The sequence below is a fragment of the Microbacterium sp. EST19A genome (assembly GCF_019969685.1).
Classification (GTDB): domain Bacteria; phylum Actinomycetota; class Actinomycetes; order Actinomycetales; family Microbacteriaceae; genus Microbacterium.
This window is the reverse complement of the sequence record NZ_JAHXYZ010000001.1, coordinates 26,668-51,911: the sequence shown is the minus strand read 5'-3', so window position 1 is coordinate 51,911 and position 25,244 is coordinate 26,668. Positions and strand designations below refer to the sequence as shown.

Annotated in this window: 27 protein-coding genes and 1 tRNA gene; 13 read left to right on the top strand and 15 right to left on the bottom strand. The window is 69.5% G+C overall.

Annotated features, from left to right (window positions below; all coding sequences use genetic code 11):
- Window positions 1–2 precede the first annotated feature (2 nt).
- Complete coding sequence (locus LC452_RS00290; protein ID WP_223622052.1) at window positions 3–644, top strand: NAD(P)-dependent oxidoreductase; 642 nt, start codon at window positions 3–5, stop codon at window positions 642–644.
- Between the two features lie 12 nt (window positions 645–656).
- Here LC452_RS00290 and LC452_RS00285 read toward each other — a convergent pair whose 3' ends face one another.
- Both LC452_RS00285 and LC452_RS00280 read right to left on the bottom strand, forming a co-directional pair.
- On the bottom strand, window positions 657–1,961 hold the full coding sequence (locus tag LC452_RS00285; protein WP_223622051.1) for a DUF4032 domain-containing protein: 1,305 nt from the start codon (window positions 1,959–1,961) through the stop codon (window positions 657–659).
- A gap of 79 nt (window positions 1,962–2,040) precedes the next feature.
- The gene (locus tag LC452_RS00280; RefSeq protein ID WP_223622050.1) at window positions 2,041–3,147 is read right to left on the bottom strand and encodes an ABC transporter ATP-binding protein; all 1,107 of its coding nucleotides are present in this window, start codon (window positions 3,145–3,147) and stop codon (window positions 2,041–2,043) included.
- Between the two features lie 232 nt (window positions 3,148–3,379).
- On the opposite strand from LC452_RS00280, the gene LC452_RS00275 reads away from it, so the two are divergent.
- The 4 genes from LC452_RS00275 (at window position 3,380) to LC452_RS00260 (ending at window position 6,227) form a co-directional block, all read left to right on the top strand.
- Window positions 3,380–4,333: a thioredoxin domain-containing protein gene (locus LC452_RS00275; RefSeq protein ID WP_223622049.1), complete on the top strand. Its 954-nt coding sequence runs from the start codon at window positions 3,380–3,382 to the stop codon at window positions 4,331–4,333.
- A gap of 41 nt (window positions 4,334–4,374) precedes the next feature.
- Window positions 4,375–4,447, top strand: a tRNA-Thr gene (locus LC452_RS00270).
- Between the two features lie 112 nt (window positions 4,448–4,559).
- The gene (locus LC452_RS00265; RefSeq protein ID WP_223622048.1) at window positions 4,560–5,192 is read left to right on the top strand and encodes a CDP-alcohol phosphatidyltransferase family protein; all 633 of its coding nucleotides are present in this window, start codon (window positions 4,560–4,562) and stop codon (window positions 5,190–5,192) included.
- A gap of 81 nt (window positions 5,193–5,273) precedes the next feature.
- Window positions 5,274–6,227, top strand: a complete 954-nt coding sequence (locus LC452_RS00260) for an aldo/keto reductase (protein ID WP_223622047.1) — start codon at window positions 5,274–5,276, stop codon at window positions 6,225–6,227.
- On the opposite strand, the gene LC452_RS00255 is transcribed toward LC452_RS00260, so the two are convergent.
- The 5 genes from LC452_RS00255 to LC452_RS00235 all read right to left on the bottom strand — a co-directional run bounded on the left by LC452_RS00255 (window position 6,218) and on the right by LC452_RS00235 (window position 10,650).
- Complete coding sequence (locus tag LC452_RS00255; protein ID WP_223622046.1) at window positions 6,218–6,937, bottom strand: response regulator transcription factor; 720 nt, start codon at window positions 6,935–6,937, stop codon at window positions 6,218–6,220. The two genes, LC452_RS00260 and LC452_RS00255, sit on opposite strands and share 10 nt — an antisense overlap.
- Complete coding sequence (locus LC452_RS00250) at window positions 6,934–8,208, bottom strand: histidine kinase (RefSeq protein ID WP_223622045.1); 1,275 nt, start codon at window positions 8,206–8,208, stop codon at window positions 6,934–6,936. The genes LC452_RS00255 and LC452_RS00250 overlap by 4 nt, the downstream gene beginning before the upstream one ends.
- A 9-nt stretch (window positions 8,209–8,217) precedes the next feature.
- Complete coding sequence (locus LC452_RS00245; protein ID WP_223622044.1) at window positions 8,218–9,024, bottom strand: ABC transporter permease subunit; 807 nt, start codon at window positions 9,022–9,024, stop codon at window positions 8,218–8,220.
- On the bottom strand, window positions 9,021–9,932 hold the full coding sequence (locus LC452_RS00240) for an ABC transporter ATP-binding protein (protein ID WP_223622043.1): 912 nt from the start codon (window positions 9,930–9,932) through the stop codon (window positions 9,021–9,023). The genes LC452_RS00245 and LC452_RS00240 overlap by 4 nt, the downstream gene beginning before the upstream one ends.
- 91 nt (window positions 9,933–10,023) lie before the next feature.
- Window positions 10,024–10,650, bottom strand: a complete 627-nt coding sequence (locus tag LC452_RS00235) for an SOS response-associated peptidase family protein (protein WP_223622042.1) — start codon at window positions 10,648–10,650, stop codon at window positions 10,024–10,026.
- A gap of 103 nt (window positions 10,651–10,753) precedes the next feature.
- Here LC452_RS00235 and LC452_RS00230 point away from each other — a divergent pair, with 103 nt between their 5' ends.
- Window positions 10,754–11,704, top strand: coding sequence for a DMT family transporter (locus LC452_RS00230; protein ID WP_223624660.1), 951 nt, complete (start codon window positions 10,754–10,756; stop codon window positions 11,702–11,704).
- Here the strand turns inward: LC452_RS00230 and LC452_RS00225 are convergent.
- Complete coding sequence (locus LC452_RS00225; RefSeq protein ID WP_223622041.1) at window positions 11,667–12,221, bottom strand: nitroreductase family protein; 555 nt, start codon at window positions 12,219–12,221, stop codon at window positions 11,667–11,669. The two genes, LC452_RS00230 and LC452_RS00225, sit on opposite strands and share 38 nt — an antisense overlap.
- Entirely contained in the window at window positions 12,218–12,622 is a 405-nt protein-coding gene (msrB, locus tag LC452_RS00220; RefSeq protein ID WP_223622040.1) for a peptide-methionine (R)-S-oxide reductase MsrB, read from the bottom strand. Before msrB ends, LC452_RS00225 begins: the two co-directional genes overlap by 4 nt.
- Before the next feature lie 71 nt (window positions 12,623–12,693).
- Here msrB and LC452_RS00215 point away from each other — a divergent pair, with 71 nt between their 5' ends.
- The 4 genes from LC452_RS00215 to groL all read left to right on the top strand — a co-directional run bounded on the left by LC452_RS00215 (window position 12,694) and on the right by groL (window position 16,347).
- A complete protein-coding gene (locus LC452_RS00215) occupies window positions 12,694–13,686 on the top strand; it encodes a DUF2332 domain-containing protein (protein WP_223622039.1) in 993 nt (330 codons plus the stop codon).
- A 9-nt stretch (window positions 13,687–13,695) separates the two neighbouring features.
- Window positions 13,696–13,953 carry a DUF3263 domain-containing protein gene (locus LC452_RS00210; protein ID WP_223622038.1) on the top strand — a complete coding sequence of 86 codons (258 nt, stop codon included), beginning with the start codon at window positions 13,696–13,698 and terminating at the stop codon, window positions 13,951–13,953.
- Window positions 13,954–14,024: 71 nt separating this feature from the next.
- Entirely contained in the window at window positions 14,025–14,603 is a 579-nt protein-coding gene (locus LC452_RS00205; protein ID WP_223622037.1) for a LytR C-terminal domain-containing protein, read from the top strand.
- A 124-nt stretch (window positions 14,604–14,727) separates the two neighbouring features.
- Window positions 14,728–16,347 carry a chaperonin GroEL gene (gene groL, locus LC452_RS00200; protein ID WP_223622036.1) on the top strand — a complete coding sequence of 540 codons (1,620 nt, stop codon included), beginning with the start codon at window positions 14,728–14,730 and terminating at the stop codon, window positions 16,345–16,347.
- 75 nt (window positions 16,348–16,422) lie between these two features.
- On the opposite strand, the gene LC452_RS00195 is transcribed toward groL, so the two are convergent.
- The 3 genes from LC452_RS00195 to LC452_RS00185 form a co-directional block, all read right to left on the bottom strand.
- Window positions 16,423–16,710, bottom strand: a complete 288-nt coding sequence (locus LC452_RS00195; RefSeq protein ID WP_223622035.1) for a WXG100 family type VII secretion target — start codon at window positions 16,708–16,710, stop codon at window positions 16,423–16,425.
- A gap of 121 nt (window positions 16,711–16,831) precedes the next feature.
- Window positions 16,832–18,529: a cell wall metabolism sensor histidine kinase WalK gene (locus LC452_RS00190; protein WP_223622034.1), complete on the bottom strand. Its 1,698-nt coding sequence runs from the start codon at window positions 18,527–18,529 to the stop codon at window positions 16,832–16,834.
- A 58-nt stretch (window positions 18,530–18,587) separates the two neighbouring features.
- A complete protein-coding gene (locus tag LC452_RS00185) occupies window positions 18,588–19,280 on the bottom strand; it encodes a response regulator transcription factor (protein ID WP_116635886.1) in 693 nt (230 codons plus the stop codon).
- 131 nt (window positions 19,281–19,411) lie between these two features.
- Between LC452_RS00185 and LC452_RS00180 the strand changes: the two genes are divergently transcribed.
- Complete coding sequence (locus LC452_RS00180; protein WP_223622033.1) at window positions 19,412–20,410, top strand: CPBP family intramembrane glutamic endopeptidase; 999 nt, start codon at window positions 19,412–19,414, stop codon at window positions 20,408–20,410.
- Window positions 20,411–20,434: 24 nt separating this feature from the next.
- Here the strand turns inward: LC452_RS00180 and LC452_RS00175 are convergent, their stop codons facing one another.
- The 3 genes from LC452_RS00175 to LC452_RS00165 are packed head-to-tail and all read right to left on the bottom strand — an operon-like array spanning window position 20,435 to window position 24,107.
- Window positions 20,435–22,075, bottom strand: coding sequence for a DNA repair helicase XPB (locus tag LC452_RS00175; protein WP_223622032.1), 1,641 nt, complete (start codon window positions 22,073–22,075; stop codon window positions 20,435–20,437).
- 36 nt (window positions 22,076–22,111) lie between these two features.
- A complete protein-coding gene (locus tag LC452_RS00170; RefSeq protein ID WP_223622031.1) occupies window positions 22,112–23,821 on the bottom strand; it encodes a helicase-associated domain-containing protein in 1,710 nt (569 codons plus the stop codon).
- A gap of 10 nt (window positions 23,822–23,831) precedes the next feature.
- Window positions 23,832–24,107, bottom strand: a complete 276-nt coding sequence (locus LC452_RS00165) for a multidrug ABC transporter ATPase (RefSeq protein ID WP_223622030.1) — start codon at window positions 24,105–24,107, stop codon at window positions 23,832–23,834.
- A 119-nt stretch (window positions 24,108–24,226) separates the two neighbouring features.
- Here LC452_RS00165 and LC452_RS00160 point away from each other — a divergent pair, with 119 nt between their 5' ends.
- Window positions 24,227–24,607: a cold-shock protein gene (locus LC452_RS00160; protein ID WP_116635891.1), complete on the top strand. Its 381-nt coding sequence runs from the start codon at window positions 24,227–24,229 to the stop codon at window positions 24,605–24,607.
- Window positions 24,591–25,241, top strand: a complete 651-nt coding sequence (locus LC452_RS00155; protein WP_223622029.1) for a DUF3027 domain-containing protein — start codon at window positions 24,591–24,593, stop codon at window positions 25,239–25,241. Before LC452_RS00160 ends, LC452_RS00155 begins: the two co-directional genes overlap by 17 nt.
- The last annotated feature ends 3 nt before the right edge of the window (window positions 25,242–25,244 follow it).

Sequence of the window (25,244 nt, the reverse complement as noted above, 5' to 3'; positions counted from 1 at the left end):
ACATGGCTCGCATCACGGTCCTCGGGGGCACCGGCTATGCCGGCCGGCACATCGTCGCGGAAGCCGTGGCCCGCGGGCACGCCGTGATCGCGGTCTCGCGCTCCGAGCCCGCCGACCCGGTGGCGGGTGCCGCGTACGTGCAGCGGTCGGTGCTCGACGGCGAATCGGTCGCGGCGACCTTCGACGGCGCGGATGCCGTGGTCTGGGCGCTGTCTCCGCGCGGCGACATGGAAGACAAGGTTCTCGGCGCGCTGAAGAGCGTCGCCACGGCGCTCACCGGCACCGAGACCCGGCTCGGCGTGATCGGCGGTGCCGGTGGCAGCCTCGCGGCCCCGGGCGGCCCCCGGCTGTTCGACCAGGACTTCCCCGAGGAGTACAAGGCCGAAGCGCAGGTCGGCATCGACTCGCTCGCGTTCCTGGAGGGCACGGATGCCGGTCTCGACTGGTTCTTCGTGCACCCGGCGGAGGAGTTCGGTCCCTGGGCCGAGGGTGAGCGCACCGGGCACTATCGCGACGGCGGCGACGTGGTCGTGCGGGATGCCGACGGGAAGTCGTGGATCTCGGGCGCCGACTTCGCGGTCGCCATGGTCGACGAGATCGAAAAGGGCAACCACCACCGCGAGCGGTTCACCGTCGGCCGCTGAGGCCGGCGGAGGTCAGACCAGGTCGCGCCAGTCGACCTCGTCCTCGTCGTCGGCGAGCGACAGATTGCCGGTGATGACCGGCAGGCTCATGGTCTCGGTGGGTGGCCCCATGATCGTGGCCTCGTCGCGTCGGTGACGCAGCACCTCGTTGATGTAGCTCGTCAGCACCTCGGCGAGGGGCACGGAGCGGCCCTGAGCCTGCGACAGGTACCAGCGGTGCTCGAGCACCTGGTGGAACACCTCGGCCGGCTCGAGCTTCGCGCGCAGCTCGTAGGGGATGGCCCGCACGACGGGCTCGAAGACGCGCGTCAGCCACTCGTGCGCGTACATCTCCTCGTCGGCCCACTGCTTGTTCGACCGGGCGCGGAACTCGTCGAGGTCGTTGAGCAGGCGACGCGCCTGGTTCTCCTCGACGTCGAGTCCGGTGAGACGGATGAGGCGGCGCTGGTGGTGACCTGCGTCGACGACCTTCGGCTGGATCTCCACCTCCGTGCCGTCAGCGGTGGTCGACATCGACATCTCGTCGATGTCGAACCCGAGGGCGTTCAGGCGCTCGACCCGCTCGGTGATGCGCCAGGTCTCCGCGGTCGAGAACGATTCCTGCGCGGTCAGCTCCGCCCACAGCGAGCGGTAGGACGACACGATGCCGTCGGCGATGGCCACGGCATCCACACCGTGCTCCAGTCGTCCGCCGGCGGCGAGGTCCATGATCTCGCCGGCGATGTTCGTGCGGGCGAGGTCGAGGTCGTAGGCGCGCTGACCGTCGGTCAGCCCCTCCTCGTGCAGCTCACCGGTCTCGGCATCGACCAGGTAGGCGGCGAAGGCGCCGGCGTCGCGGCGGAAGAGCGTGTTCGAGAGCGACACATCGCCCCAGTAGAAGCCGACGTTGTGCAGTCGCACCAGCAGCAGCGCGAGGGCGTCGACCAGGCGGGTGGCCGTGTCGGGGCGCAGCACCCGGGTGAACAGGGCGCGGTACGGCATCGAGAAGCGCAGGTGCGAGGTGACGAGCGCGGCGGGCAGCGGTTCGCCCCCGGCATCCGTCCGTCCCGCGATCACGGCCACTCGATCGACGCAGGGAACGTCGAGGCGCGCCAGGTTGCCGAGCATGTCGTACTCCCGCTGCGCCATCTCGGCGGTCGTCTCCTTCACGGCGATGACGCGTCCCGACAGGTCGGCGAAGCGCACCAGATGGCGGGAGAGACCCTTCGGAAGTGACACGATGTGCTCGGACGGCCACTTCGCCAGCGTCGTCGACCAGGGGAGGGACAGCAGTCCGGGGTCGACCTTGCTGGCGGTGATGCGGAGGGAATCCTGCATGGCGCTCCAGGGGAAGTCGGCGGGAAAGCAGAAGCGGCGCGGGCGACCCGAAGGTCGACCCGCGCCGCATCTCGTGGAATTACGAGGCCGAGACGACCGGCTTGTCGTTCAGACGCTCGCCCGACTCGATGTCGAAGGCGTGCACGTGACCGGCCGACGCGGCGAGCGTGACCGTCTCGCCGGCGTTCGGGTGGTTGCGGCCATCGACGCGGGCGACGAGGTCGGCGCGCTTCCCGTTGATCTCGGTGTGGCCGTAGAGGTAGCCGTCAGCGCCGAGCTCCTCGACGAGGTCGACCGTGACCGTGAGGCCCTTGCCGTCGGCGGGACCGACGACGATGTCCTCCGGGCGGACGCCGACCGTGACCTGCGAGCCGTTGGCACGACCCACGGTGTCGCGGTCCAGTCCGACGACCTCGGTGCCGAAGCGGATGCCGCCCTCGGCGAGGTCGGCCGAGAACAGGTTCATCGCAGGCGAGCCGATGAAGCCGGCGACGAACACGTTGTTCGGCTTCTCGTAGAGGTCGCGAGGCGTTCCGACCTGCTGGAGCAGACCGTCCTTGAGGACCGCGATGCGGTCGCCCATGGTGAGCGCCTCGGTCTGGTCGTGCGTGACGTAGACCGTGGTGACGCCGAGGCGACGCTGCAGCGACGCGATCTGCGTACGCGTCTGCACGCGGAGCTTGGCGTCGAGGTTCGACAGCGGCTCGTCCATGAGGAACACCTGCGGCTGACGGACGATCGCGCGGCCCATCGCGACGCGCTGACGCTGACCACCCGAGAGGGCCTTCGGCTTGCGGGTCAGGTAGTCCTCGAGGTCGAGGAGCTTGGCGGCCTCGAGAACGCGGGTGGCGCGCTCTTCCTTGTTGACGCCGGCGATCTTGAGCGCGAAGCCCATGTTCTCGGCGACCGTCATGTGCGGGTACAGCGCGTAGTTCTGGAACACCATCGCGATGTCGCGGTCCTTCGGCGGCACGTCGGTGACGTCGCGGTCGCCGATGAGGATGCGGCCGGCGTTGACCTCTTCGAGGCCGGCGAGCATGCGGAGCGAGGTGGACTTACCGCAACCCGAGGGGCCGACCAGGACGAGGAACTCGCCGTCTCCGACCTCGAGGTTGAGCTTGTCGACTGCAGGACGCGTTCCGCCGGGGTACAGGCGGGTCGCGTCGTCGAAAGTGACAGATGCCATTGTTGTTTCTCCTCACCGGCAGGTACGTGCCGGACGATCCGTAGTGATGGAAGTGGCGGAATGAACCGCCATGACCCGTCTTTGGGTCGGGATCAGTATGACACGAACCGCGGCACCTGGGTATTTCTCAGCCTGGCTGGTTAACATCGAACTTGGCCGCGCATCGCGGCGATCGTCGCCCCGAGCGATGGTCGGGGCCAACCCGGACCCCCTCAGACTTTCAAGAGGAACGATGTCGAGCGACGAAACGCCGAACGTCCCCACGCCTCGCAATTCCCGCGAGGCCGTGCGGGAGAAGGCCCAGCAGGTGCACGCCCAGCAGTCCCGGGCGCGACTCATGCGACGGATCATCATCGGCGCCGTCGCGGTCGTCGCGGTCGGTGCGATCGGCACAGCGGTCACGCTCGCCGTCTCCGCGCAGGTCTCCAAGCCGCAGCTCACCCCGACGGGGATGGAGTCCGATGGTGTCGTCGTGAACGACATCGCCGCCATCGCCGCATCCGGTGACGCGCTGACGACTCCGAGCCCCGAGCCCTCCGAAGCCGGCGCGACCGAGACCCCGACGCCGCAGCCGACAACGCCCGAGCGCGTCGAGATCCACGTCTACGTCGACTACCTGTCGCCCGACGCCGGAGAGTTCGAGCGCGCGAACTCGCGTCAGCTGGCGAGCTGGATCAGCGAAGGCGCGGTGTCGGTGAGCTACCACCCGGTCGCCCTGCTGACCGCGAGCTCGAACGGCACCAAGTACTCGCTCCGTGCAGCGGCCGCGGCCGCATGCGTCGCGACGCACTCGCCGGAGAAGTTCTACGCGTTCAACCACGATCTGCTCGAGAACCAGCCCAAGGTCGGCAGCGACGGTCTCTCCGACGCGCAGCTGGCCGATGCCGCCGCAGCCGTCGGCGTGGACAACGCAAAGGCCGTGCGCTCCTGCATCGAGAACGGCGACTTCGTCACCTGGGCGAAGGAGGCGACGACGCGCGCGCTCGACGGTCCGCTCGCCGGATCGGACGACCTGGTGCTGTCGTCGGCGCCGATGATCGTCGCGAACGGCGAGGCGTACGTGGGTGCGCTCGACGACCCGCAGGAGTTCTCGCAGTTCGTGCTCACCGTCGACAACGACGCCTCGCAGGAGTCGAACGAGACGCCGTCGCCGACCGCCAGCCCCACCGCGACGCCTACCCCGTAGTTCGTAGGGGGGACGATGCCATCGGTAAGCTGGTGGCATCCGCCGACTTGGCGCAATTGGTAGCGCACCGTACTTGTAATACGGGGGTTACGGGTTCGAGTCCCGTAGTCGGCTCTGTCTGTGTGCGGGAGTTCCCCCGGAGATCCGGGGCACATGCGCGCCGATGCTCATCGCTCGGCCGAACCCCGGATATGATCCAGGCGACGCGGGACCTGGAGGAAGAATCATGAGCGGACCGCTGAACACGCCCGTCGACCGGCGCGACGGCGACAGATGGCTCACCGTTCCGAACGCCATCACGGTCCTGAGGCTCGTGGTGTTCGCACCGCTGTTCGTCGTGCTCCTGCTCGTCTGGGATTCCCCGTTCTGGGCGCTGGTCGTGCTGGTCGTGCTCGGCGCGACCGACTGGGTGGACGGATGGGTGGCGCGCCGGTTCAACCAGGTCAGCGAGATCGGCAAGGCGCTCGACCCGATCGCCGACCGCATCAGCCAGATCATCGTGGCCGGTTCGATGGTCGTTGCGGGATTGCTCCCGATCTGGATGGCGGTGGCCGTGGTCGCCGCCGACGTGGTGCTCGGCTTGACGATTCTCATCGGGAAGTCCGGCCTCTTCCCGGTCCGCTGGCTGGGACGCATCCGCACCGGATTGCTCATGCTGGGTCTTCCCGCGGTCCTGGCCGTCGAGACCTTCGCCCCCGCCAGCGATGTCCTGCGGCTCGGCGCCCTCGCGATCGTGGGAATCGGCGTCGTGCTCCACGTGATCACGAATCTTCTGTACGTGCGCAGCATCCTGGTCGGAACCGCGCACGAGAAGCGCGACTCCAGGGGTCGCCGGCTCGCCGAGGGCGAATCCCGCTGACACTCCGTTGCGTCCTCGACGCGTGTCCGCAACACGCCGTCACAGGGAAATAGCTCGACCCCCGTCGCCGTTGTCCCGAACATGACTCGTATCGGAACCAGTGACCTCAACGTCTTCCCTCTGTCGCTCGGTGGCAACGTCTTCGGCTGGACGGCCGATCGCGACACCTCGTTCGCCGTGCTCGACGCCTTCGTCGCCGGCGGTGGGGACTTCATCGACACAGCCGACTCCTACAGCTCCTGGGTTCCGGGGAACTCGGGCGGGGAGAGCGAGACGATCGTGGGTGAATGGCTCGCGTCGCGGAAGCGCGCGGACGTGGTCGTCGCGACCAAGGTGAGCCAGCATCCCGACTTCAGCGGACTCTCCGGCGCGAACGTGCGCAAGGCCGCCGAGGCCTCTCTCTCGCGGCTGGGTGTCGACGCCATCGATCTCTACTACGCGCACTTCGACGACGCCTCCGTGCCGCTCGAGGAGACCGTCGAGGCGTTCGGCCAGCTCGTCGCCGACGGACTCGTCCGCAACGTCGCCGTCTCGAACTACACCGCCGAGCGCATCCGCGAGTGGATCGCGATCGCCGACCGCCTCGGCGTCGCTCGCCCGGTCGCCGTGCAGCCGCACTACAACCTCGTGCACCGCAACACCGTCGAGGAGACGATCATCCCGGTCGCGCAGGAGTTCGGGCTCAGCCTGGTTCCGTACTACTCGCTCGCGAGCGGCTTCCTGACGGGCAAGTACCGGTCGACGGATGCCGCGGGCCAGGCATCGCCGCGCGCTCAGGGCGCCGCGAAGTACGCGACCGACGCAGGACTGCGGATCATCGACACGCTCGAGGAGATCGGACAGGCCCACGACGCGTCGATCGCGGCGACCGCTCTCGCCTGGCTGCGCGCGCAGCCGACCGTGGCAGCTCCGATCGCGAGCGCCCGGACGGTCGAGCAGGTGCCGGATCTGCTCGCGGGTGCACGCCTGGAGCTCAGTGACGACGAGGTGGGGCAGCTGAACCGCGTCTCGGAGTGGACGCCGGCTCAGGCCTGAGTCGCGTCTCGGGCGCGCGGCGGCTCTTCGCCGTCCGCGCCCCCGACGAGCCCCAGACGGTGCGCGAGGATCACCGCATGGATGCGGTCGCGCGCGCCGAGCTTCGCCAGCACACGCCCGACGTGGGTCTTGACGGTGGACTCGCCGACGTAGAGGGTCTGGGCGATCTCGGAGTTCGTGAGACCCCGGCCGATCGCGAGGAAGACGTCACGCTCCCGGTCGGTGAGCTCGGCGAGTCGGGCTGCCTCGGCGGGATCGGGCTCCGCACGCGCCGAGCCCAGCTTCGGGGTGACGTGCTCGAGCAGCATCCTCGTGATCCGAGGTGCGAGCGCCGCGTCACCTCGATGCACGGCCCGCACCGCCGAGATCATCTCGTGGCGCTGCGCGTCCTTCAACAGGAACCCGCTCGCACCCGCGCGGATGGCGCCGAAGGCGTACTCGTCGAGGTCGAACGTCGTGAGCACGAGCACACGCGTCTGCGGATGATCGCGCACGATCGCCTCGGTCGCCGCGATGCCGTCGAGTCCCGGCATCCGGATGTCCATCAGCACGAGGTCGGGCGCCAGTACCGCGGTCTGGGCGATCGCATCACGGCCGTCGATCGCCTCGCCGATCACGGTGATGTCGGGTTCCGCGTCGAGAACCATCCGGAACCCGACGCGGATCAGCTCCTGGTCGTCCACCAGCAGGACCTTGATCGTGTCCGTCATGCGTTGTCCTCCATGGATGATGCTGCGGAAGTCGAGGAAGCCCCCGACGCGGGGAACTCGGCGCGGAGCACCCAGCGTCCGCCGCCGTCCGGTGCCGACTCGATCGTCCCGTTGACGTGGGCGGCACGCTCGGCGAGACCGCGCACCCCGAATCCACCGTTGCCGGTCGGGCCCGAGACCCCGTCGTTCACGACCTCGATCGTCACGCTCTCCGGGGAGTAGGCCAGGCGCACGGCGATCGTCGTCGCCGTCGGCGCGTGACGCATGGCGTTCGTGACGCCCTCCTGCACGACGCGCCCGATCGCGTGCGCGACCGCGGGTGAGACGGCGGCGTTGCCGCTCACCGCGAGGGTCGCCGGGAAACCGGCGCGCTGGGCGGCCGCGACAGTGTCGTGCGGCGGCGTCGGCTCCAGCGGCCCGAGGGGCGCCGGGGAGTCGTCGTCGCGGAGCACGCCGAGCATGGAGCGCATCTCGGTCAGGGCGCCGCGAGCAGTCTCCGCCGCCGATGCGGCCGCGGCGCGCGCCTGCTCATGATCGGGCGTCGCCGCCGCCCCTTCGGAGAGCGCGACGATCACGGTGAGCGAGTGGGAGACGATGTCGTGCATCTCGCGGGCGATGCGCGCACGCTCTGCCGCCGCCGCGAGCTGCGCCTGTTGATCCCGTTCGACGAGGAGCTGGCGCGAACGGTCGATGATCGCGGCGAGATACCGTTTGCGCTCGCCGACGTTGACGCCGATGAGGGTGCCGATGAGCCCGAGGATCACGCAGTTGAGGACGGCGTTGCCGGCGGTCTGCAGAGTGACGGCGCCGATGGCGAGCAGCGGAACAGCGATCACGGCGACAGCCCCCACGCTGATGCCATAGCCCGTCCATGCCGCGCGAGTGGATCCATAGACCGCGAGCGCGTACGCCGCGAACAGGACGAGCGGCGTGCCGCCGTCGCGCATCGTCGTGAGGAACACCAGCTCCAGCAGCACCGCCGCGGTGAAGGGCACGATCGGCATGCGTCGTCGCATCAGGAGACTCGCGCAGGCGAGGACGACCAGCACCACCAACAGCGGCCGCAGCGCTTCGGTCGCCTCGGGCGCGGGGTCTGCGCCGTTGACGATCCCCGCCGATCCCACGGACAGGAGGAGGCAGATCCCGGCGGTCAGGACATCGGTGACGACGGGATGCCGCGCCCAGAAGCGCCGGAACAGGCCCGGCGCGCGCGGAAGCCGCAGCTCCTCGTCCTCACGGATCGAGTCGCTGCGGCTTCGCGTTCTGCTCACGTGCCGACTTTACGCGTCACGCGTGCGGAGCACGGCCCACGCCGACAGCAGGCCGGCGGCGACCCAGCAACCGAGCGTGAGGTAGGCGACGGGGCCGTCCAGCCCGGACCCCGGGATGATCGCGCTCTGCGCGGCGGCCACCGGAAGGTAGGCGGCCGCGTCCATGACCCAGCGTCCTGCGTCGCCCGCGAGAGCGAACATGGTCGCCACGATGGGGAGTACGAACAGCAGTCCGACGGTCGCCGCGATCGCACCCGCACCCGAGCGCAGGATGAAGCCGAACGCGACACCGATCACCGTGAAGACGGCCATCGCCAGCGAGGCGACGAGGATCGGCAGGAACGACGCCGAAGGATCGGACCAGTCGATGCTCTGATCACGGCCCGAGACGACGACGCCGACGGCGACAGCGGCGATGCCGAAGATGATGAGCGACGACACGAACATCACCGCGGCCAGCACGACGGCCTTCGCAGCGAGGACCGAACCACGACCGGGGTTGGCCGTGAGAGTGGACCGGATCATGCCGGTCGAGTATTCGCCGGTGACCGAGATCGAACCGAGGATGCCGGCGAGCAGCATCGTGAACTGGATCGGCGACACCACGGCCTGGATCGGGTTGAACCCGGGGTCGATCACGTTCTGCGCGATCAGGACGGCGATGGCGACCGTCAGCAGGCCGGTGATCCCGATCGACCACCAGGTCGAGCGGAGCGTGGCCAGCTTGACCCACTCGCCGTGCAGTGCGCGCACGAAGGTGAGCCGATGACGGGTGTCCACGCGGGGTGGACCGGCAACGGGAGCCTGGACGGTCATGAGATCTCCTTGGTCCGGTACTCGACGGCGTCGCCGGTGAGCGCGAGATACGCGTCTTCCAGCGATCCGGTCGTCGGGGTGAGTTCGTGCAGTGGGATGCCGCGCGCGGCGGCGAGATCGCCGATCCGCGATGCCGGGAGTCCGACGATGTCGAGCAGGTCGGGTGCCGAGCTCACGACCTCGACGTCGGGGCCGCCGACGGCGGCGACGAGGTCTGCGGCGCGCGGCGTGCGCACCCGCACGGTGTTGGTGGTCCACGCGCGGACGAGCTCGGCCAGCGGAGCATCCGCCAGCACCTTGCCGCGGCCCATCACGATGACGTGATCGGCGGTCTGCGCCATCTCGCTCATCAGGTGGCTCGAGAGCAGCACCGTGCGGCCCTCGGATGCCGCATGCCGCACGAACTGCCGCACCCAGCGGACGCCCTCGGGGTCGAGGCCGTTGACCGGCTCGTCGAGGATCAGCGTGTGCGGATCGCCGAGCAGCGCCGACGCGATGCCGAGGCGCTGGCCCATGCCGAGCGAGAACTTGCCGGCGCGCTTGCGGGCCACGCTGCCGATGCCGGCGAGGTCGATGACCTCGTCGACGCGGGATGCCGCGATGCCGTGCGTCGCGGCCATCGCGCGGAGGTGGTTGCGGGCGGTCCGGCCGGTGTGCACCGCCTTCGCGTCGAGCAGCACGCCGACCTCGGTCAGCGGCGCACGCAGCTTGCGGTACTCGCGTCCGGCGACGGCTGCGCGGCCGGCCGTCGGACGGTCGAGCCCGACGATCATGCGCATGGTGGTCGACTTGCCGACGCCGTTGGGGCCGAGGAAGCCGGTGACGCTGCCGGGTTGCACGGTGAACGACACGTCATCGACGGCCGTCTTGTCTCCGAACCTCTTGGTGAGGCCTTCTGCTGTGATCATGCGGTCCACGCTACGGACCGGGCGGGACCGCCGCGTCCTCCCCGGGTACAGTTCTCGGTCGGAGAGGGTCCTCCCCGCGGTGGACGTCCGATCAGGGGCGCGGACGAGCCTGCACGCGCGCCGCCATCTCGTCGGACGCGATGATCGCCTCGTCGATGATCTCCCTGGTCGGCGGTGCCGTCAGCCAGTCATGGCTCAGCGAGGCGGGGATGAGCAGCGGCATCCGGTCATGCAGCTCGACGAGGTGGTCGGGAGCCGGACGCATCACGATCGAGTAGCAGGTGAACCAGTCGCCGTCGGCGGTGCGCCCGCGCTGGGTGACGGCTGCCATGCCGAACAGCGCGCCGTCGTCGACGAGGAACTCGTTCCACTGCCGAGACGGCTTCTGCATCTCGTACCAGCTCGTCGCGGGAACGATCGCGCGTGCCTTCGCTCCGCCGGGGCGATCCTGCAGGCGCTCGGAGCGCGTGTTGATGGAGGGGAATTTCGCCGGCTCGCCGTTCACGAGGAATCCCCACCACGCCGGCTCGAGCGTCGGAGCGGTCTCGGGCTGCACCACGATCGGGTTGAGGTTCCGCAGGTTCTTGCCGGTGGGGCGCACGGTCTCGCCGGCGTTCTCCTCTGCCCAGACACGCAGCCCTTCGAGGACGGCGTCGTCGGCCGCAGCGAGGAGCTCGACGTCGGTGAACCGCGGATCCAGACCATAACTCGCGCACATGCCGCCAGCGTAGCCCCGCCCGCGGACATCGACCCTGGCGGCCCCGCAACTCCCGCTCGGGTAGTGTCGACAGGTGCCCGAAACCCGCCGGATCCCTGTGCCTCTGGCCCTCGGCGGAGCGGTCGCCATCGGCGTCATGACCGCGATCCAGGCCCGGGTCAACGGGGTGCTGGGCGTGAAGGTCGATGACGGCATCGTCGCCGGATTCATCTCCTTCTCCGTCGGCCTGATCGCCCTCATCGTGGTGATCGCCTGCATCCCCTCGGCGCGCCGTGGGGTCGCGCGCCTCATCCGCGGCATCCGGCATCGGAGGATCCCGTTCTGGATGCTGCTCGGCGGCGCCTGCGGAGCGCTCACCGTCTCCACCCAGGGCCTCACGGCCGGAGTGCTGGGCGTCTCGCTGTTCACCGTCGGCGTCGTCGCCGGTCAGACGCTGAACGGACTCGTGCTCGACCGGATCGGCTTCGGTCCGGCGGGTGTGGTCGCCGTCACCCCGGGACGGGTGGCCGGGGGAGTGCTCGCGCTCGCCGCCGTCGCGATCTCGCTCGCCGGCGACGTGCTCGCCACCGTGCCCCTGTGGATGCTGCTGCTGCCGTTCGCCACCGGTGTCGGCATCGCGTGGCAGGCGGCCACGAACGGGCGCCTCGCCCAGCGGGTCGAGTCGCCGATCGCCGCGACGCTGATGAGCTTCATCGCCGGCACGATCGTGCTGGCGGCCGCAGCCGGCGCTAGCATCGCGGTGCGCGGCCTGCCCGACGCACCGCCGGCTGAGCCGTGGCTCTACCTGGGCGGCTTCCTGGGTGCCGCGTACATCCTGCTGGGCGCGTTCATCGTCGCGCACACGGGGGTGCTCCTGATGGGGCTCGGTTCGGTGCTCGGCCAGCTCACGACCTCGGTCGTGATCGATCTGATCTGGCCGACCGCCGCCGGTCCCGCGCTCTGGCAGATCATCGCGATGGTCGTCGTCGCGGTGGCATCCGTCGTCGTCGCGCGGATACGACCTCGGCGCAGACGGGCTACTTCTTCTTCGCTTTCTTCTTCGGCATCCGCGTGACGAGCTTTCGCGCGTCGACCGCCTTGCGCCGGCCGGGCTTGCGCCCCGCGGGCTTGCCGCCGACGTAGAGCCAGCCGAGCAGCTCCTCGTTCTTGTCGAGTCCGTGCGCCTTCGCCACGGCCTTCGTGCGCGTGTAGTGGCCGGTGCGCCAGATGACGCCCCAACCGGCTTCGTCGAGCAGCAGGCTCAGAGTGTGGGCGACACCGGAGGCGACGGCCTCCTGCTCCCAGTGCGGCACCTTGTCGCTCTTGCGGTAGCTGGCCACCACCGCGATGAGCAGCGGTGCGCGCAACGGCTTGGTCGACGGCGACTTGTCGCCCTGCGCCTTCGCGATCGCCGCGCCCAGCACCTCGCGATCCGCCCCGCGCAGCTCGATCAGCCGCCACGGGCGCAGCGAGGAGTGATCGGCGACCCGGCCGGCGGCCGCGACGAAGGTGAGGAGTTCCTCGCGCGTGGGCGCGGTGTCTTCCACCTTCGACCAGGACTGACGCGCGCGGACGGCGTCGAGCGCGCTCACGACTCGTCGGGCGTGAAGTTCATCGCGATCGAGTTCATGCAGTAGCGATCGCCGGTCGGCGTGCCGAACCCGTCGGGGAAGACGTGACCCAGGTGGGACCCGCAGTTCGCGCAGCGAACCTCGGTGCGCACCATGCCCAGGCTCGAGTCCTCGATCAGCTGGACCGCCTCGGGACGGATCGACTCGTAGAAGCTCGGCCAGCCGCATCCGGAATCGAACTTGGTGCCGCTCTTGAAGAGCTCGGCATCGCAGGCTCCGCAGGTGTAGAGGCCCGACCGGCTCTCATCGAGCAGCTCGCCCGTCCAGGCGCGCTCGGTCGCCGCCTGGCGCAGCACGGCGTACTGCTCGTCGCCGAGTTCGCGGCGCCACTCGTCTTCGGTCTTGTCCACGCTGTACGACATGTGTCCTCCTGAGTCCCCTCCATTCTCCACGTTCGCGCGGTGCTTCGGGCGCGCCGGGTCAGAATGGACGGATGACGGATGCTGTCCAGCAGCGCTACGCGCGGTTCGCCCGGGACGAGGCTCCCGGTCGCAGCGCCGTGTACGAGGGGTGGGCCGCCGGGGTCGCCGACGATCCGGAGGTGCAGCGGATCCTCGCGCGCATCCCGGAGACCCGGCGGCAGCCGCCTCTGGTCTTCGCGGTGTCGCGGCTGCTCGGCGCGGAGGTCGACGGATATCCGACATGGCGGCGCTTCGTGCTCGCGAACGCCGAAGAGCTGATCGCGGAATGCCGCTCGCGCGCGCTCCAGACCAACGAGCCGCTGCGACTCGCGGCCCTCCTGCCGGTGCTGTCCGAGATCGAGGGGCCGGTGGCGCTGCTCGAGATCGGCGCCTCCGCGGGGCTGTGCCTCTATCCCGATCGGTACTCGTTCCGCTTCCTCGGCGAGGACGGCGCGCTGCGGGCCGCCCTCGATCCTGCGGACGGGCCCTCGCCGGTCGTCCTGGAGAGCCGCGTGTCGGGCGACCTGCCCCTGCTGCGGATGCCGGATGTCGTGTGGCGCGCCGGCATCGACCTCTCGCCCCTCGACGCCGGCGAACCCCGGGATCGGCGCTGGCTGAAGGCGCTCGTCTGGCCGGGAGAGACCGGACGCGAGGAGCGCATCGACGCCGCGCTCGATGTCGCGGCATCCGATCCTCCGCATCTCGTCGCGGGGGACGCCCTGGAAGCGATCGATGCGCTCGCCGCCGCGGCACCCGCCGATGCGACCCTCGTCATCACGACTCCCGGCGTGCTCGTCCACATCCCGCGCGCGGAGCGGACCGCGCTGGTCGAGCGCATCTCCCACCTGTCCGCTCGCTGGATCACGATCGACCCGCCTGGTCTGCTGGACCTGTGGGAGCCGCCTGTCGACACCGACGACTGGCCGGGGTTCGTCGTCGCCCTCGACGGGCGCGTGCGCGCCGCTGCGGATCCGCTCGGGCGATGGTGGGAGTGGCGCGCGGCGATCGCGGCGGACGAGTCCTAACCTGGAGCCATGCTCGGAGACCTCACGGAGCGCGATCGCGCGATCCTCGCCCTGGAGTCGTCGTGGCCGCGGCACGGCGGCGCGAAGGAAGAGATCATCCGTGCCCAGCTCGGCATGAGCGCGGCGCGCTACTACCAGCTGCTGGGGCGCCTGATCGAGTCCGACATCGCGCTCGAATACGACCCGATGCTGGTGCGCAGGCTCCGTCGGCTCCGCGACACCCGTGCCACCCGCCGCACCGCACGCACCCCGGGTTTCGTGGGCTGATCCGGCAGGCTCACCTGTTCCCGGCCGTGCCGCGGAAGCGATTGACAGGAACGTGCCGCTAGCATCGAGGGGTGTCCAAGCCCAGTCGCGATCGCTTCGATGACGTCCCCCGTTCCTCCGGACGCGTAGGGGCGCACCGTGCGGAAGCCCCCGGCATGAACGGCTGGGTCGTGCTGCTGTGGTCCTTCGTGGCCGCCCTCGTGCTGATCATCGCCGGCATCTTCGGCTCGCTCGTGGTCATGGGACGCATCTCCCTCTTCCCCGAGGCGGCGCCGACCTCCGTGCCGACTCCCGAGGAGACCGGGGTCGTGGACACCACCATCTCGGTGATGATCCTCAATGCGACGCCCGAGGAGGGGCTGGACACGCTGCTGCGCGAGGACCTGATCAACAACGGCTGGGCAGCGGGAAGCGTCTACGCGAGCGACAGCGCGAGCCAGGACTTCGCGACCACCACCGTCTACTACGTCGCCGACGAGGACGAGCTCGCGGCGATCGGGCTGGCCGGCGTGATCGGCGGTGCCGAGGTGCAGCAGAGCGACTTCTACGCGGCGCTGAACGACACGGGCTCGAAGCAGATGACGATCGTCGTCGGCCTCGATCGGGCGACCACCGTGCCCGAGACGCCCGCCGAGACTCCCGCCTCCTGACATCGGGAAACGCCCCGCCCCCGGCGGCTTGCACTCGAAGGGGTCGAGTGCCAGAATGGCGTTAGCACTCTCTTACTCTGAGTGCTAAACCCAACGTCTACGTCCAGGAGGGACGAAAAAACTCATGGCAAAGATCATTGCTTTCGATGAGGAGGCCCGACGCGGCCTCGAGCGCGGCCTCAACATCCTCGCCGACGCGGTCAAGGTGACCCTCGGCCCGCGCGGCCGCAACGTCGTCCTCGAGAAGAAGTGGGGCGCCCCCACGATCACGAACGACGGTGTCTCCATCGCCAAGGAGATCGAGCTCGACGACCCGTACGAGAAGATCGGCGCGGAGCTCGTCAAGGAGGTCGCCAAGAAGACCGACGACGTCGCCGGTGACGGCACCACGACCGCCACGGTCCTGGCTCAGGCGCTCGTCCGCGAAGGCCTGCGCAACGTCGCGGCCGGCGCCGACCCGATCTCGCTGAAGCGCGGCATCGAGAAGGCCGTCGCGGCCATCACCGAGGAGCTGCTCGCCAGCGCCAAGGAGATCGACTCCAAGGAGCAGATCGCCGCGACCGCTTCCATCTCTGCCGCCGACCCCGCGATCGGCGAGCTCATCGCCGAGGCGATCGACAAGGTCGGCAAGGAGGGTGTGGTCACCGTCGAGGAGTCCCAGACCTTCGGCACCGAGCTCGAGCTCACCGAGGGCATGCGCTTCGACAAGGGCTACCTGAACCCGTACTTCGTCACGGACCCCGACCGCCAGGAGGCCGTGTTCGAGGACGCGTACATCCTGATCGCGAACCAGAAGATCTCGAACATCAAGGACCTTCTGCCCATCGTCGACAAGGTGATCCAGGACGGCAAGGAGCTCGTCATCATCGCCGAGGACGTCGAGGGCGAAGCCCTTGCGACCCTGGTGCTGAACAAGCTCAAGGGCATCTTCAAGTCGGTCGCCGTCAAGGCTCCCGGCTTCGGCGACCGTCGCAAGGCGCAGCTGCAGGACATCGCGATCCTCACCGGTGGTCAGGTCATCACCGAAGAGGTCGGCCTGAAGCTCGAGAACGCCACGCTCGACCTGCTGGGTCGTGCACGCAAGGTCATCGTCACCAAGGACGAGACCACGATCGTCGAGGGTGCCGGCGAGGCCGAGCAGATCGAGGGTCGCGTCACGCAGATCCGTCGCGAGATCGAGAACACCGACAGCGATTACGACCGTGAGAAGCTCCAGGAGCGTCTCGCCAAGCTCGCCGGTGGCGTCGCCGTCATCAAGGCGGGTGCCGCGACCGAGGTCGAGCTCAAGGAGCGCAAGCACCGCATCGAAGACGCCGTCCGCAACGCGAAGGCAGCCGTCGAGGAGGGCATCGTCCCCGGTGGTGGCGTCGCGCTCATCCAGTCGGGCACCAAGGCTCTCGACGCTCTCTCGCTCACGGGCGACGAGGCGACCGGCGCGAACATCGTGCGCGTCGCCATCGAGGCTCCGCTGAAGCAGATCGCGCTGAACGCCGGTCTCGAGCCGGGTGTCGTCGCGAACAAGGTCTCGGGTCTTCCCTCGGGCCAGGGCCTGAACGCGGCAACGGGCGAGTACGTCGACATGTTCGCCGCAGGCATCATCGACCCGGCGAAGGTGACGCGATCGGCTCTGCAGAACGCTGCATCGATCGCGGCTCTCTTCCTCACGACCGAGGTCGTCGTCGCCGACAAGCCCGAGAAGGCTTCGGCCCCGATGGGCGACCCGTCGGGTGGCATGGACTTCTGATCCACCTCGCATGACAGAACGCCCCCGGCTCCGGCCGGGGGCGTTCTGCGTTTCCGGCCTCTGGCGAGGACCGGCTCAGCGGAACAGGCTCGCCGAGTACTGATCGGCATCCGCGTACTGCACGGCCGCGGAGCCGAGCGAGGTGCCGATCGAGTCGAGCACCTGCTCCACCTGCAGCTGCGTGCCCTGCCACTGCTCGGCGCAGCCCTGGAACGCGTTCGACGCGTTACCCATCCACGACGACTGCAGCTGGCGCAGCTGCGCCATCAGCGTCGCGGACTCGCTCCGCAGGCGCTCGATCGTTGCTCTGGTCGCCGCGTGCGCGGACTCGACGGCATCGGTGTCGACGGTGAAGACAGACATGGGAACTCCTTCTCGTTGGAGCTCCGACGTTAGGCGCGAGCGAGACGCGGCATCCGGCCTCGCCCGGCGATCCGCCACCGACTGTGCACAAGCGAGCGCGGGCGCCGCCGGTGCAGGGCTGCTACAGCTCCAGGCGGTCGAGGGGCTGCGTGTCTTCGAGCAGGTGCGCCGGCGTCGCCCGCGAGGGGGCCAGGGGGAGCGTGACGGTGAACGTCGCGCCGCCGCCCCGAGTCTCCGACACGGTGACGGACCCGTGCAGGGCCTTCACGATCGACGCCACGATCGCCAGTCCCAGCCCCGATCCGCCGGTCTCCCTGGCGCGCGACGTGTCGGCACGCCAGAAGCGCTCGAAGATCTGCTCGCGGATCTGCGGCGGGATGCCCTCGCCGTGATCGACGACCGCGATGCTCCCCGTGCCCTGCACCCGATCGGAGTCGACGACGATCTCGATGGGGCCGTCCTCGGGGGAGAAGCGGCGGGCGTTGCCCAGGAGGTTCGTGACGACCTGACGCACCTTGTTGTCTTCGCCCAGCACGATCGGCGGGGTGCGCACCGGGATGTCGGGCACCTCGGAGAAGTCGATGGTGGGCGCCTGCTCCGTCGGTCGCGGACGGCGACGCAGCCTCGCGAGGGCGCCGCGGGAGAGGCCACGAGGACCGTGCGCGGGTGTCGACGCCGTCTGCGGCTCGGGTTCCGTCACCATCCGGGGGAGCACGGGTGCCATGACCTCGACGGTGCGGTCGATGACGGTCACGGTGCGCCCCGGGGCCGCCGCGCGGAGGTCGAGCGCCGCGTCGCGGGCGATCGGGCGCAGATCGAGCGGTTCGATCGCCGGTTCCCGCTCCTCGTCGAGACGGGCGAGCGCGAGCAGATCCTCGACGAGGACCCCCATGCGGATCGCCTCCTTCTCGATGCGCTCCATGGCGCGCGCCGTGTCCTCCTCGCCCTGGATCGCCCCCATCCGGTACAGCTCCGCATAGCCGCGCACGCTGACGAGCGGGGTGCGCAGCTCGTGGCTGGCGTCGCCGATGAACCGGCGCATGTGCTGCACCGTGCGATCCCGTTGGGCGAGAGAGCGGTCGACACGGTCCAGCATCGTGTTGATCGCGCTGTTGAGGCGGCCGACCTCGGTGGTCGGCTCGAGGTCCGTGAGCCTCTGGCGGAAGTCGCCGGCGGCGATCGACATGGCCGTGGCCTCGACCTGACCGAGCCGGCGGAACGTGAGGGTCACGAGTCCGCGCGTGAGCAGCGCAGCGATGAGGATCGTGATCAGCGCGATCGTGATGTAGATGCCGAAGTACTGGCTGATGATGCGGTCGACCTCGGCGAGGGGCATCGCGACCAGCTGTGTGCGCAGTACGCCGCCGTCTCCGGTGACCGTGGCGACGGACGCGCGGTACACCGAACCGTCGGCGCCGGGGAGATCGAACACGGAGTCGGCTGCCAGTTGCGCCTGCTGCACGGAGTAGCTCTCCGGGAAGACCGGGCCCTCTTCCGAGATGGCGGTCGATGCCTGCAGCACGCCGGCACCGTCGTAGATCGCGAAGGCGAAGTCGCGCGGCTGCTGGTCGCGCGGTGTGTAGATGGTGTCGCCCTCGACGTTCGTCATGTCGAAGTAGCGCTCAGCGAGGTCGCTGGAGACGAGCGCGGGCAGCTGCGCATCGATGTTCCCGACGAGCGCGGAGCGAAGGATCGGGACCGTGCCGATTCCGGCGACGAGCAGACCGAGGGCGAGAACCGCGACCGTGACGCCGGTGACCTTCGCCCTGAGGCTCGTCCGCCGCCACCAGCCGGTGACCGCATCGGGCTTGTGCGCCATGCGGTCCTCCCGTGTGCGGCGTCTGCGCCGGTGAACGGCGTCCAGGATTCTGCGGTCGTCAGACCGTCTTGCCGACCTTGAGCATGTAGCCGAAGCCGCGCTTGGTCTGGATCAGCGACTCCTCGGTGTGCGGGTCGATCTTGCGACGGAGGTACGAGATGTAGCTCTCCACGATGCCGGCGTCGCCGTTGAAGTCGTACTCCCAGACGTGGTCCAGGATCTGCGCCTTCGACAGCACGCGGTTCGGGTTGAGCATCAGATAGCGCAGCAGCTTGAACTCGGTCGGGCTGAGCTCGATCGCCTCCTTGCCGACATGGACGTCATGCGTGTCCTGATCCATCGACAGTTCGCCGGCGCGGATGATCGACTCCTCGTCGGCCTGCATCGTGCGGCGCAGGATCGCCTGCGCTCGCGCGACGATCTCATCGAGGCTGAACGGCTTGGTGACGTAGTCGTCGCCGCCCGCGTTGAGTCCCTCGATCTTGTCCTCGGTGCCGTCCTTCGCCGTGAGGAACAGGATGGGAGCCGTGAATCCGGCGCCGCGGAGGCGCTTGGTCACGCTGAACCCGTTCATGTCGGGAAGCATGACGTCGAGGATGATGAGGTCGGGCTCCTCCTCGAGGACAGCCGAGATCGTGGCGGCGCCATTGGCCACCGTCTTCACCTGGAACCCGGCGAAGCTGAGACCCGTGGAGAGCAGGTCGCGGATGTTGGGTTCGTCATCGACGACCAGGATGCGCGCATCAGTCATGTCCCCATTATGGTGACTTCGGCCATGCGGATGCTGACTATTGTCCGGAACGGCGCGGAGTCGCCCCCTCCGGGGGCGGAATCATCCCGTGGTCGGATGCGATCCACAGGCGCACCCGGAAGGATCGACGCATGAGCTCGACCGAGGACGACACCGCCGCCCCCGCCCCCGCATCCGCCGATCAGATCGCGTTCCACCAGCTCGCCCGTCTGCGCCCGAGGTATCGCTGGTGGCGGATGCTGCTGACCGGGGTTCTGGGTGTCGCGTTCTACGCGGCGATCCTGCTCGTCGTGATGGTGCCCGTCGGGGTCGCCTCGGCGCTGATCCCGGAATGGGGTGCCGAGCTGCAGATCCTGATGGGGACCATGCAGTTCTTCGACCTCGACCGCCCGTGGCTCCTCATCGCCCTCGTGCTGCCCCTGATCCTGATGATCCCGGCGCTGCTGCTGGCCTCGCGCATCGTGGAGGGACGCGGGGTGGGTCTGCTGTCGTCGGTCACCGGGCGGCTGCGTCTCGGCTGGCTCGGCAAGAGCCTGCTGCTGGCCCTGGGAGTCTTCGCGGTGTACTTCGCCGTGTCGCTCGGGGTGACGGCCGCGACCGGGACGGACATCGCCCCGGACTTCTCGCACCCGAACCTCTGGATCATGGTGCTGCTCGTCCTGCTGCTGATCCCGTTCCAGGCGGCAGCCGAGGAGTACGTGTTCCGCGGCTACCTCATGCAGCTCGTCGGCGGGTGGCTGCGGCATCCGGCGTTCGCGATCCTGCTGCCGGTGCCGCTGTTCATCCTCGGTCACGGATACGACGTCTGGGGCGCAGCGAGTGTGGGGGTCTTCGCGATCGTGGCCGCCTGGCTGACGTGGAGGACGGGCGGCCTCGAGGCCGCGATCTCGCTGCACATCGTGAACAATGCGCTCATCTTCCTGTTCGGCTCCGTCGGCATGGTCGATGCCAATGCCACGTCGGGCACGCCGATCGATCTGCTCGGCTCTGCCGCGGCGATGGTCGTCTACGCGCTGCTCGCCGATCGGTGGGCGCGCCGGCTCGGGGTGGTGCGCACCGTCCCGGCGCCGATCACGGCATCCGCCGGCGCGAACGGCACGCATCGACTCGAGCCTGTGTTCCACGGCTGAGCCGCACGGCGCGGCTCGGAGGGCTCAGGCCGCGATCGCGTCGGCGTCCATGATCGTGTAGCTGTACCCCTGCTCGGCGAGGAAGCGCTGGCGGTTCTGCGCGTAGTCCTGATCGATCGTGTCGCGGGCGACGAGCGTGTAGAAGCTCGCGGTGTGCCCCGACTGCTTGGGGCGCAGCAGGCGCCCGAGACGCTGGGCCTCCTCCTGACGCGAGCCGAAGGATCCGGACACCTGGATGGCGACGGATGCCTCGGGCAGGTCGATCGAGAAGTTCGCCACCTTCGAGACCACGAGCAGCGAGATGTCGCCCTCCCGGAACGCGCGGTAGAGCTCTTCGCGCTCATCCACGGGCGTCGCGCCGGTGATCTGCGGAGCGTCCAGTGCCGCGGAGAGCGACTCGAGCTGGTCGAGATACTGGCCGATCACGAGGATGCGCTCGCCCGGGTGCTTCGCGATGAGCTCGCGCACCGCCTGGACCTTGGCCGGAGCGGATGCCGCGAGGCGGTACCGCTCGTCGTCGGTCGCTGCCGCATACTCGAGCCGGTCGCTCGGCGGCAGGTCGACGCGCACCTCGTAGCAGGCGGCGGGGGAGATGAACCCCTGCGCCTCGATCTGCTTCCAGGGCGCATCGAACCGCTTCGGGCCGATCAGGCTGAAGACGTCTCCCTCGCGGCCGTCCTCGCGCACGAGCGTGGCGGTCAGGCCGATGCGGCGCCGAGCCTGCAGATCGGCGGTGAGCTTGAACACGGGAGCGGGGAGCAGGTGCACCTCGTCATAGACGATGAGGCCCCAGTCGAGCGCGTCGAGCAGCGCCAGGTGGGCGTACTCGCCCTTCCGCTTCGCCGTGAGGATCTGGTAGGTCGCGATCGTGACCGGCTTGACCTCTTTGACCTGGCCCGAGTACTCGCCGATCTCCTCGGCGGTCAGGCTGGTGCGCTTGAGCAGTTCGTCGCGCCACTGCCGGGCCGAGACGGTGTTGGTCACGAGGATCAGCGTCGTGGTCTTCGTCGCGGCCATGGCCCCGGCGCCCACGATCGTCTTGCCCGCGCCGCAGGGGAGCACCACGACGCCCGAGCCGTCCTTCGAGAAGGCGTCGACCGCATCCTGCTGGTACGGACGGATGTGCCAGCTGTCCTCGGCGAGGTCGATCTCGTGCGGCGTGCCGGGGGTGTAGCCGGCGAGGTCCTCGGCGGGCCAGCCGATCTTCAGCAGCTCCTGCTTGATCTGACCGCGCGCCCACGCGTCGACGACGAACGTCTCAGGGTTCGGGTGCCCGATCAGCAGGGGCTGGATGCGCTTGTTGTTCGCCACCTGCGTCAGCACGGCCGGGTCGGAGGAGCGCAGGATGAGGGTGCCCTCGTCGTCGCGCTCGATCACCAGTCGGCCGTAGCGGTTGACGGTCTCGCGGAGATCCACCGCGACCGACGGCGGGACGGGGAAGCGCGACCAGCGGTCGAGCGTCTCCAGCATGTCTTCGGCGGTGTGCCCGGCGGCCCGCGCGTTCCACAGACCGAGCCGGGTGATCCGGTAGGTGTGGATGTGCTCGGGGGCACGCTCCAGCTCCGCGAAGATCGCGAGTTCGTGCCGGGCGCTCTCCGCGTCGGCATGGGCGACTTCGAGGAGCACGGTGCGATCGCTCTGGACGATCAGGGGGCCATCAGACATAGCTGACCAGTTTACCGGGCGCGGGAGGGTGGGGGCTTACGGTGCGACGACCGAAGCCGCCAGGATGCTCGACACCGGGAGGGTGCGCTCGACATCGGCGGCACGGTCCCGACCGCGGAGGCGGCCGCCGCCGATCCCGGTGGCTTCGAGCAGAAGCTCTCTGGTCGACCCGTCCGGCATGCCCACCGTGACCTGCAGGACCGCCTTGGCGCGCACCGCCGCCTCGAGCTCGCGGTCGAGCCATGCCGCGTCGGCATCCGGTCCCTGGTGGGCGCGCAGGCGGGAGATCAGGGCACCCAGGTCGGCTTCAGCGACCGGATCCGTGGACACCTGGGGTGCGGGATGCCGTTCCCGCACCGGGATGGCACCGTCGGGCCCGACCAGTGTCGCCGGGTAGCGCGCATCGGTCAGCGCCCAGTACACGGTCTCCCGTCCGACCCGCGTGGTGAGCGAGTCGGCGTGGGCCGCGAGGGCGAGCGGGCGCAGGGACTGGTCGACGGCCATGGCCTGGATCAGGTGCAGGTCGGTGCTCTCGATCCGGGTGCGCCCGGTCTCGTCGTCGGTGGAGACGCGCACCAGGCCGTGCCGTTGCGCGGTCTGCGCGACGAGGTAGCTCAGCGGCTGCGGGATGCCGGTGAGCGAGATCTGGTCGAGGAACTCGAGGATCGACTCCTCGGTTTCGCCGGCGACGAAGGCGTGCGCCATCGATTCCGACGTGAAGCGGTACGAGGATGCCTGCGCGGCCGACTCGCGGGCGGCGATGGCCCGGAGTCGCACATCGAGTGCGGGCACCAGCGGCCCGGGGGCGATCGCGGTGAGGTCGTTCTGCAGGAAGATGCGATCGACCTCGGTCGGGAGGAGTCGGACGAGGGCGGAGGGATCGGCGCTCTCGCCCCGGCGCACGGTCGCGGCCCACTCCGGTTCTGTGCCGTCCTCGGCGACCAGGCCGAGCAGACGCGCCGCTTCCCGCAGCGTGCGGGAGCGCTCCGGCCACGACGGATCCCACGGATGCGCGACCGGCCAGGCCTCGGGCGGGATCCATCCGCCGTCGGCCGAGCGCACGCCGCGCGGCAGGGCATCGCGGAAGGCGGTCACGAGAAGGGTCCATCGCTCCGCCACGGACGAGCGCAGCCAGGTCTCCGCAACGGCGGTGGTGCGGAGCCGGCGGTCGGCGGCGACGGCGAGCCGTGCGTCGATCGCGATGCTGAGGAGCGCGTCGACGATCTCGGCGGAGATGCCCGATTCCGTGAGCTGCCTCTTCTCACCGGCGCTGATGGTGCCGCCGGCCAGCAGGGCGAACGGCGCCTCCCTGGCGATGAGCAGCACGTCGGCGAGCACGGCCACGGTGGTGAACGCGCGTTCCGCGGCATGTGCCGACGTCGTCTCCGAAGCGGGGCCGGGCGCGGCTGCCTCGAGGCCCTCGGGGACGGAGCGCCCGGCGAGCACCGGGATCAGCGGGGCGTAGGGGGTGCCGTCCGGTCGCAGCAGCGCGAGCGCGGTCAGCGCCTCGCGCTCGGGGCCGGGATCCTCGCCGGCGAGTGCCCGGAGCAGCGCCGTCGCCTCCGCTGCCGTGAGCGTCGGGAGGATCTTCGTCAGCGCCGTCGGGTCGAGCAGAGCCTCGGCCGTGTCGAAGAAGTCCTGCCACGCGACGTCGGGTCGCACTCCGCGAGAGGACAGGAGGTGATGCAGCGCTTCATCGCTCGCCGCGGCCAGCCAATCCGCCAGCGGTCGTGCGTGAGTGCTCATGGGCGATGCCTCAGGAACGCGATGCCGCGCGCCCCTTTCGGATGAAGCTCATCACGAGCAACGTGATGATCATCACGAAGGCGACCGGCAGGCCCCAGAACGGGATCGCCGCGACCAGCGGCCACAGACCCTCGCCGAAGGCGGACTGATCCATGCCCACCGCGGTGCCGATGATGATGGCGAAGAAGCAGATCACGGATGCCGCGCCGATTCCGAGCGCGGTGAACGCGAGGATGTTGTCCAGCCGGCGGACGGGAACCTCCGGTTCGGTGTTCTGCGTGCTCATCCGTCTCAGCCTACTCGTACGGGGCCCTCGATTCCGCCGGCCCGGTGACCGGTAGGCTGGGAGTGTGCGCGCATCAGCGCGTGCCCCGTTCTGCATATCGATTTCAGCGAGGTTCTCCCATGCCCACCGGCAAGGTCAGGTTCTACGACGAAGACAAGGGTTTCGGCTTCATCGCCAGCGATGACGGCCAGGACGTCTTCCTGCACGCTTCCGCGATGCCCACGGGCACCGCGGTGAAGGCCGGTGCGCGCGTGGAGTTCGGAGTGGCGGACGGGAAGCGCGGCCTGCAGGCCCTTTCGGTGCGGGTGCTCGAGGCGCCGCCGAGCCTGTCGAAGGCCAAGCGGATCCCCGCCGACGACATGGCGATCATCGTCGAGGACCTGGTGAAGCTCCTCGACACCATCGGCGGGGACCTGCGCCGTGGGCGCTACCCGTCGTCCGGTCACGGCCGCAAGATCGCGGCCGTCCTGCGCAAGGTCGCCGATGACCTCGAAGCCTGACGCCGACGCGCGTCTCCTCGACGCCCACGATCTCGCGCTGGACGCTCTCCGCGAGATCACTCCGGCGACGTCGATCGGGCCGGCCGCCGGCTATCTCCTCGAAGACGACGGCTCGGTGTCGTTGCGCTTCGAGAACCGGCTGCCCGGCTATCCCGGCTGGTACTGGACGGTGACCGTCGCCCGCGTGGACGACGAGGATCCGACAGTGCTCGAGGTCGAGCTGCTTCCCGGTGACGGCGCCCTCCTCGCGCCCGAGTGGGTGCCGTGGGCCGAGCGTCTCGCGGACTACCGCGCGCACCAGGTCGAGCTCGCCGAGCAGGCGGCCTCCGAGGCTGCCGAATCCGGCGAGGGCGTCGATGACGACATCGACGACATCGACGATGAGGATGCCGAAGACCTCGATGAGGACGACGACCTCGACGACGATGAGGACGACGACGCTCCCGCCACCGTGCTGCACGCCGGCGACGTCGACGGCGTCGACATCGACGAACTCGACCCGAGCGTGTCCGACGAGGATTCCGCAGACGACGGCTTCGACGACGATGAGGACGACGACGTGGACGCGGAAGAGTCCGACGACGACGGCCCTCTCGACGACGACTCGGACGACGACGCCCACGAAGAGGAGTGACGC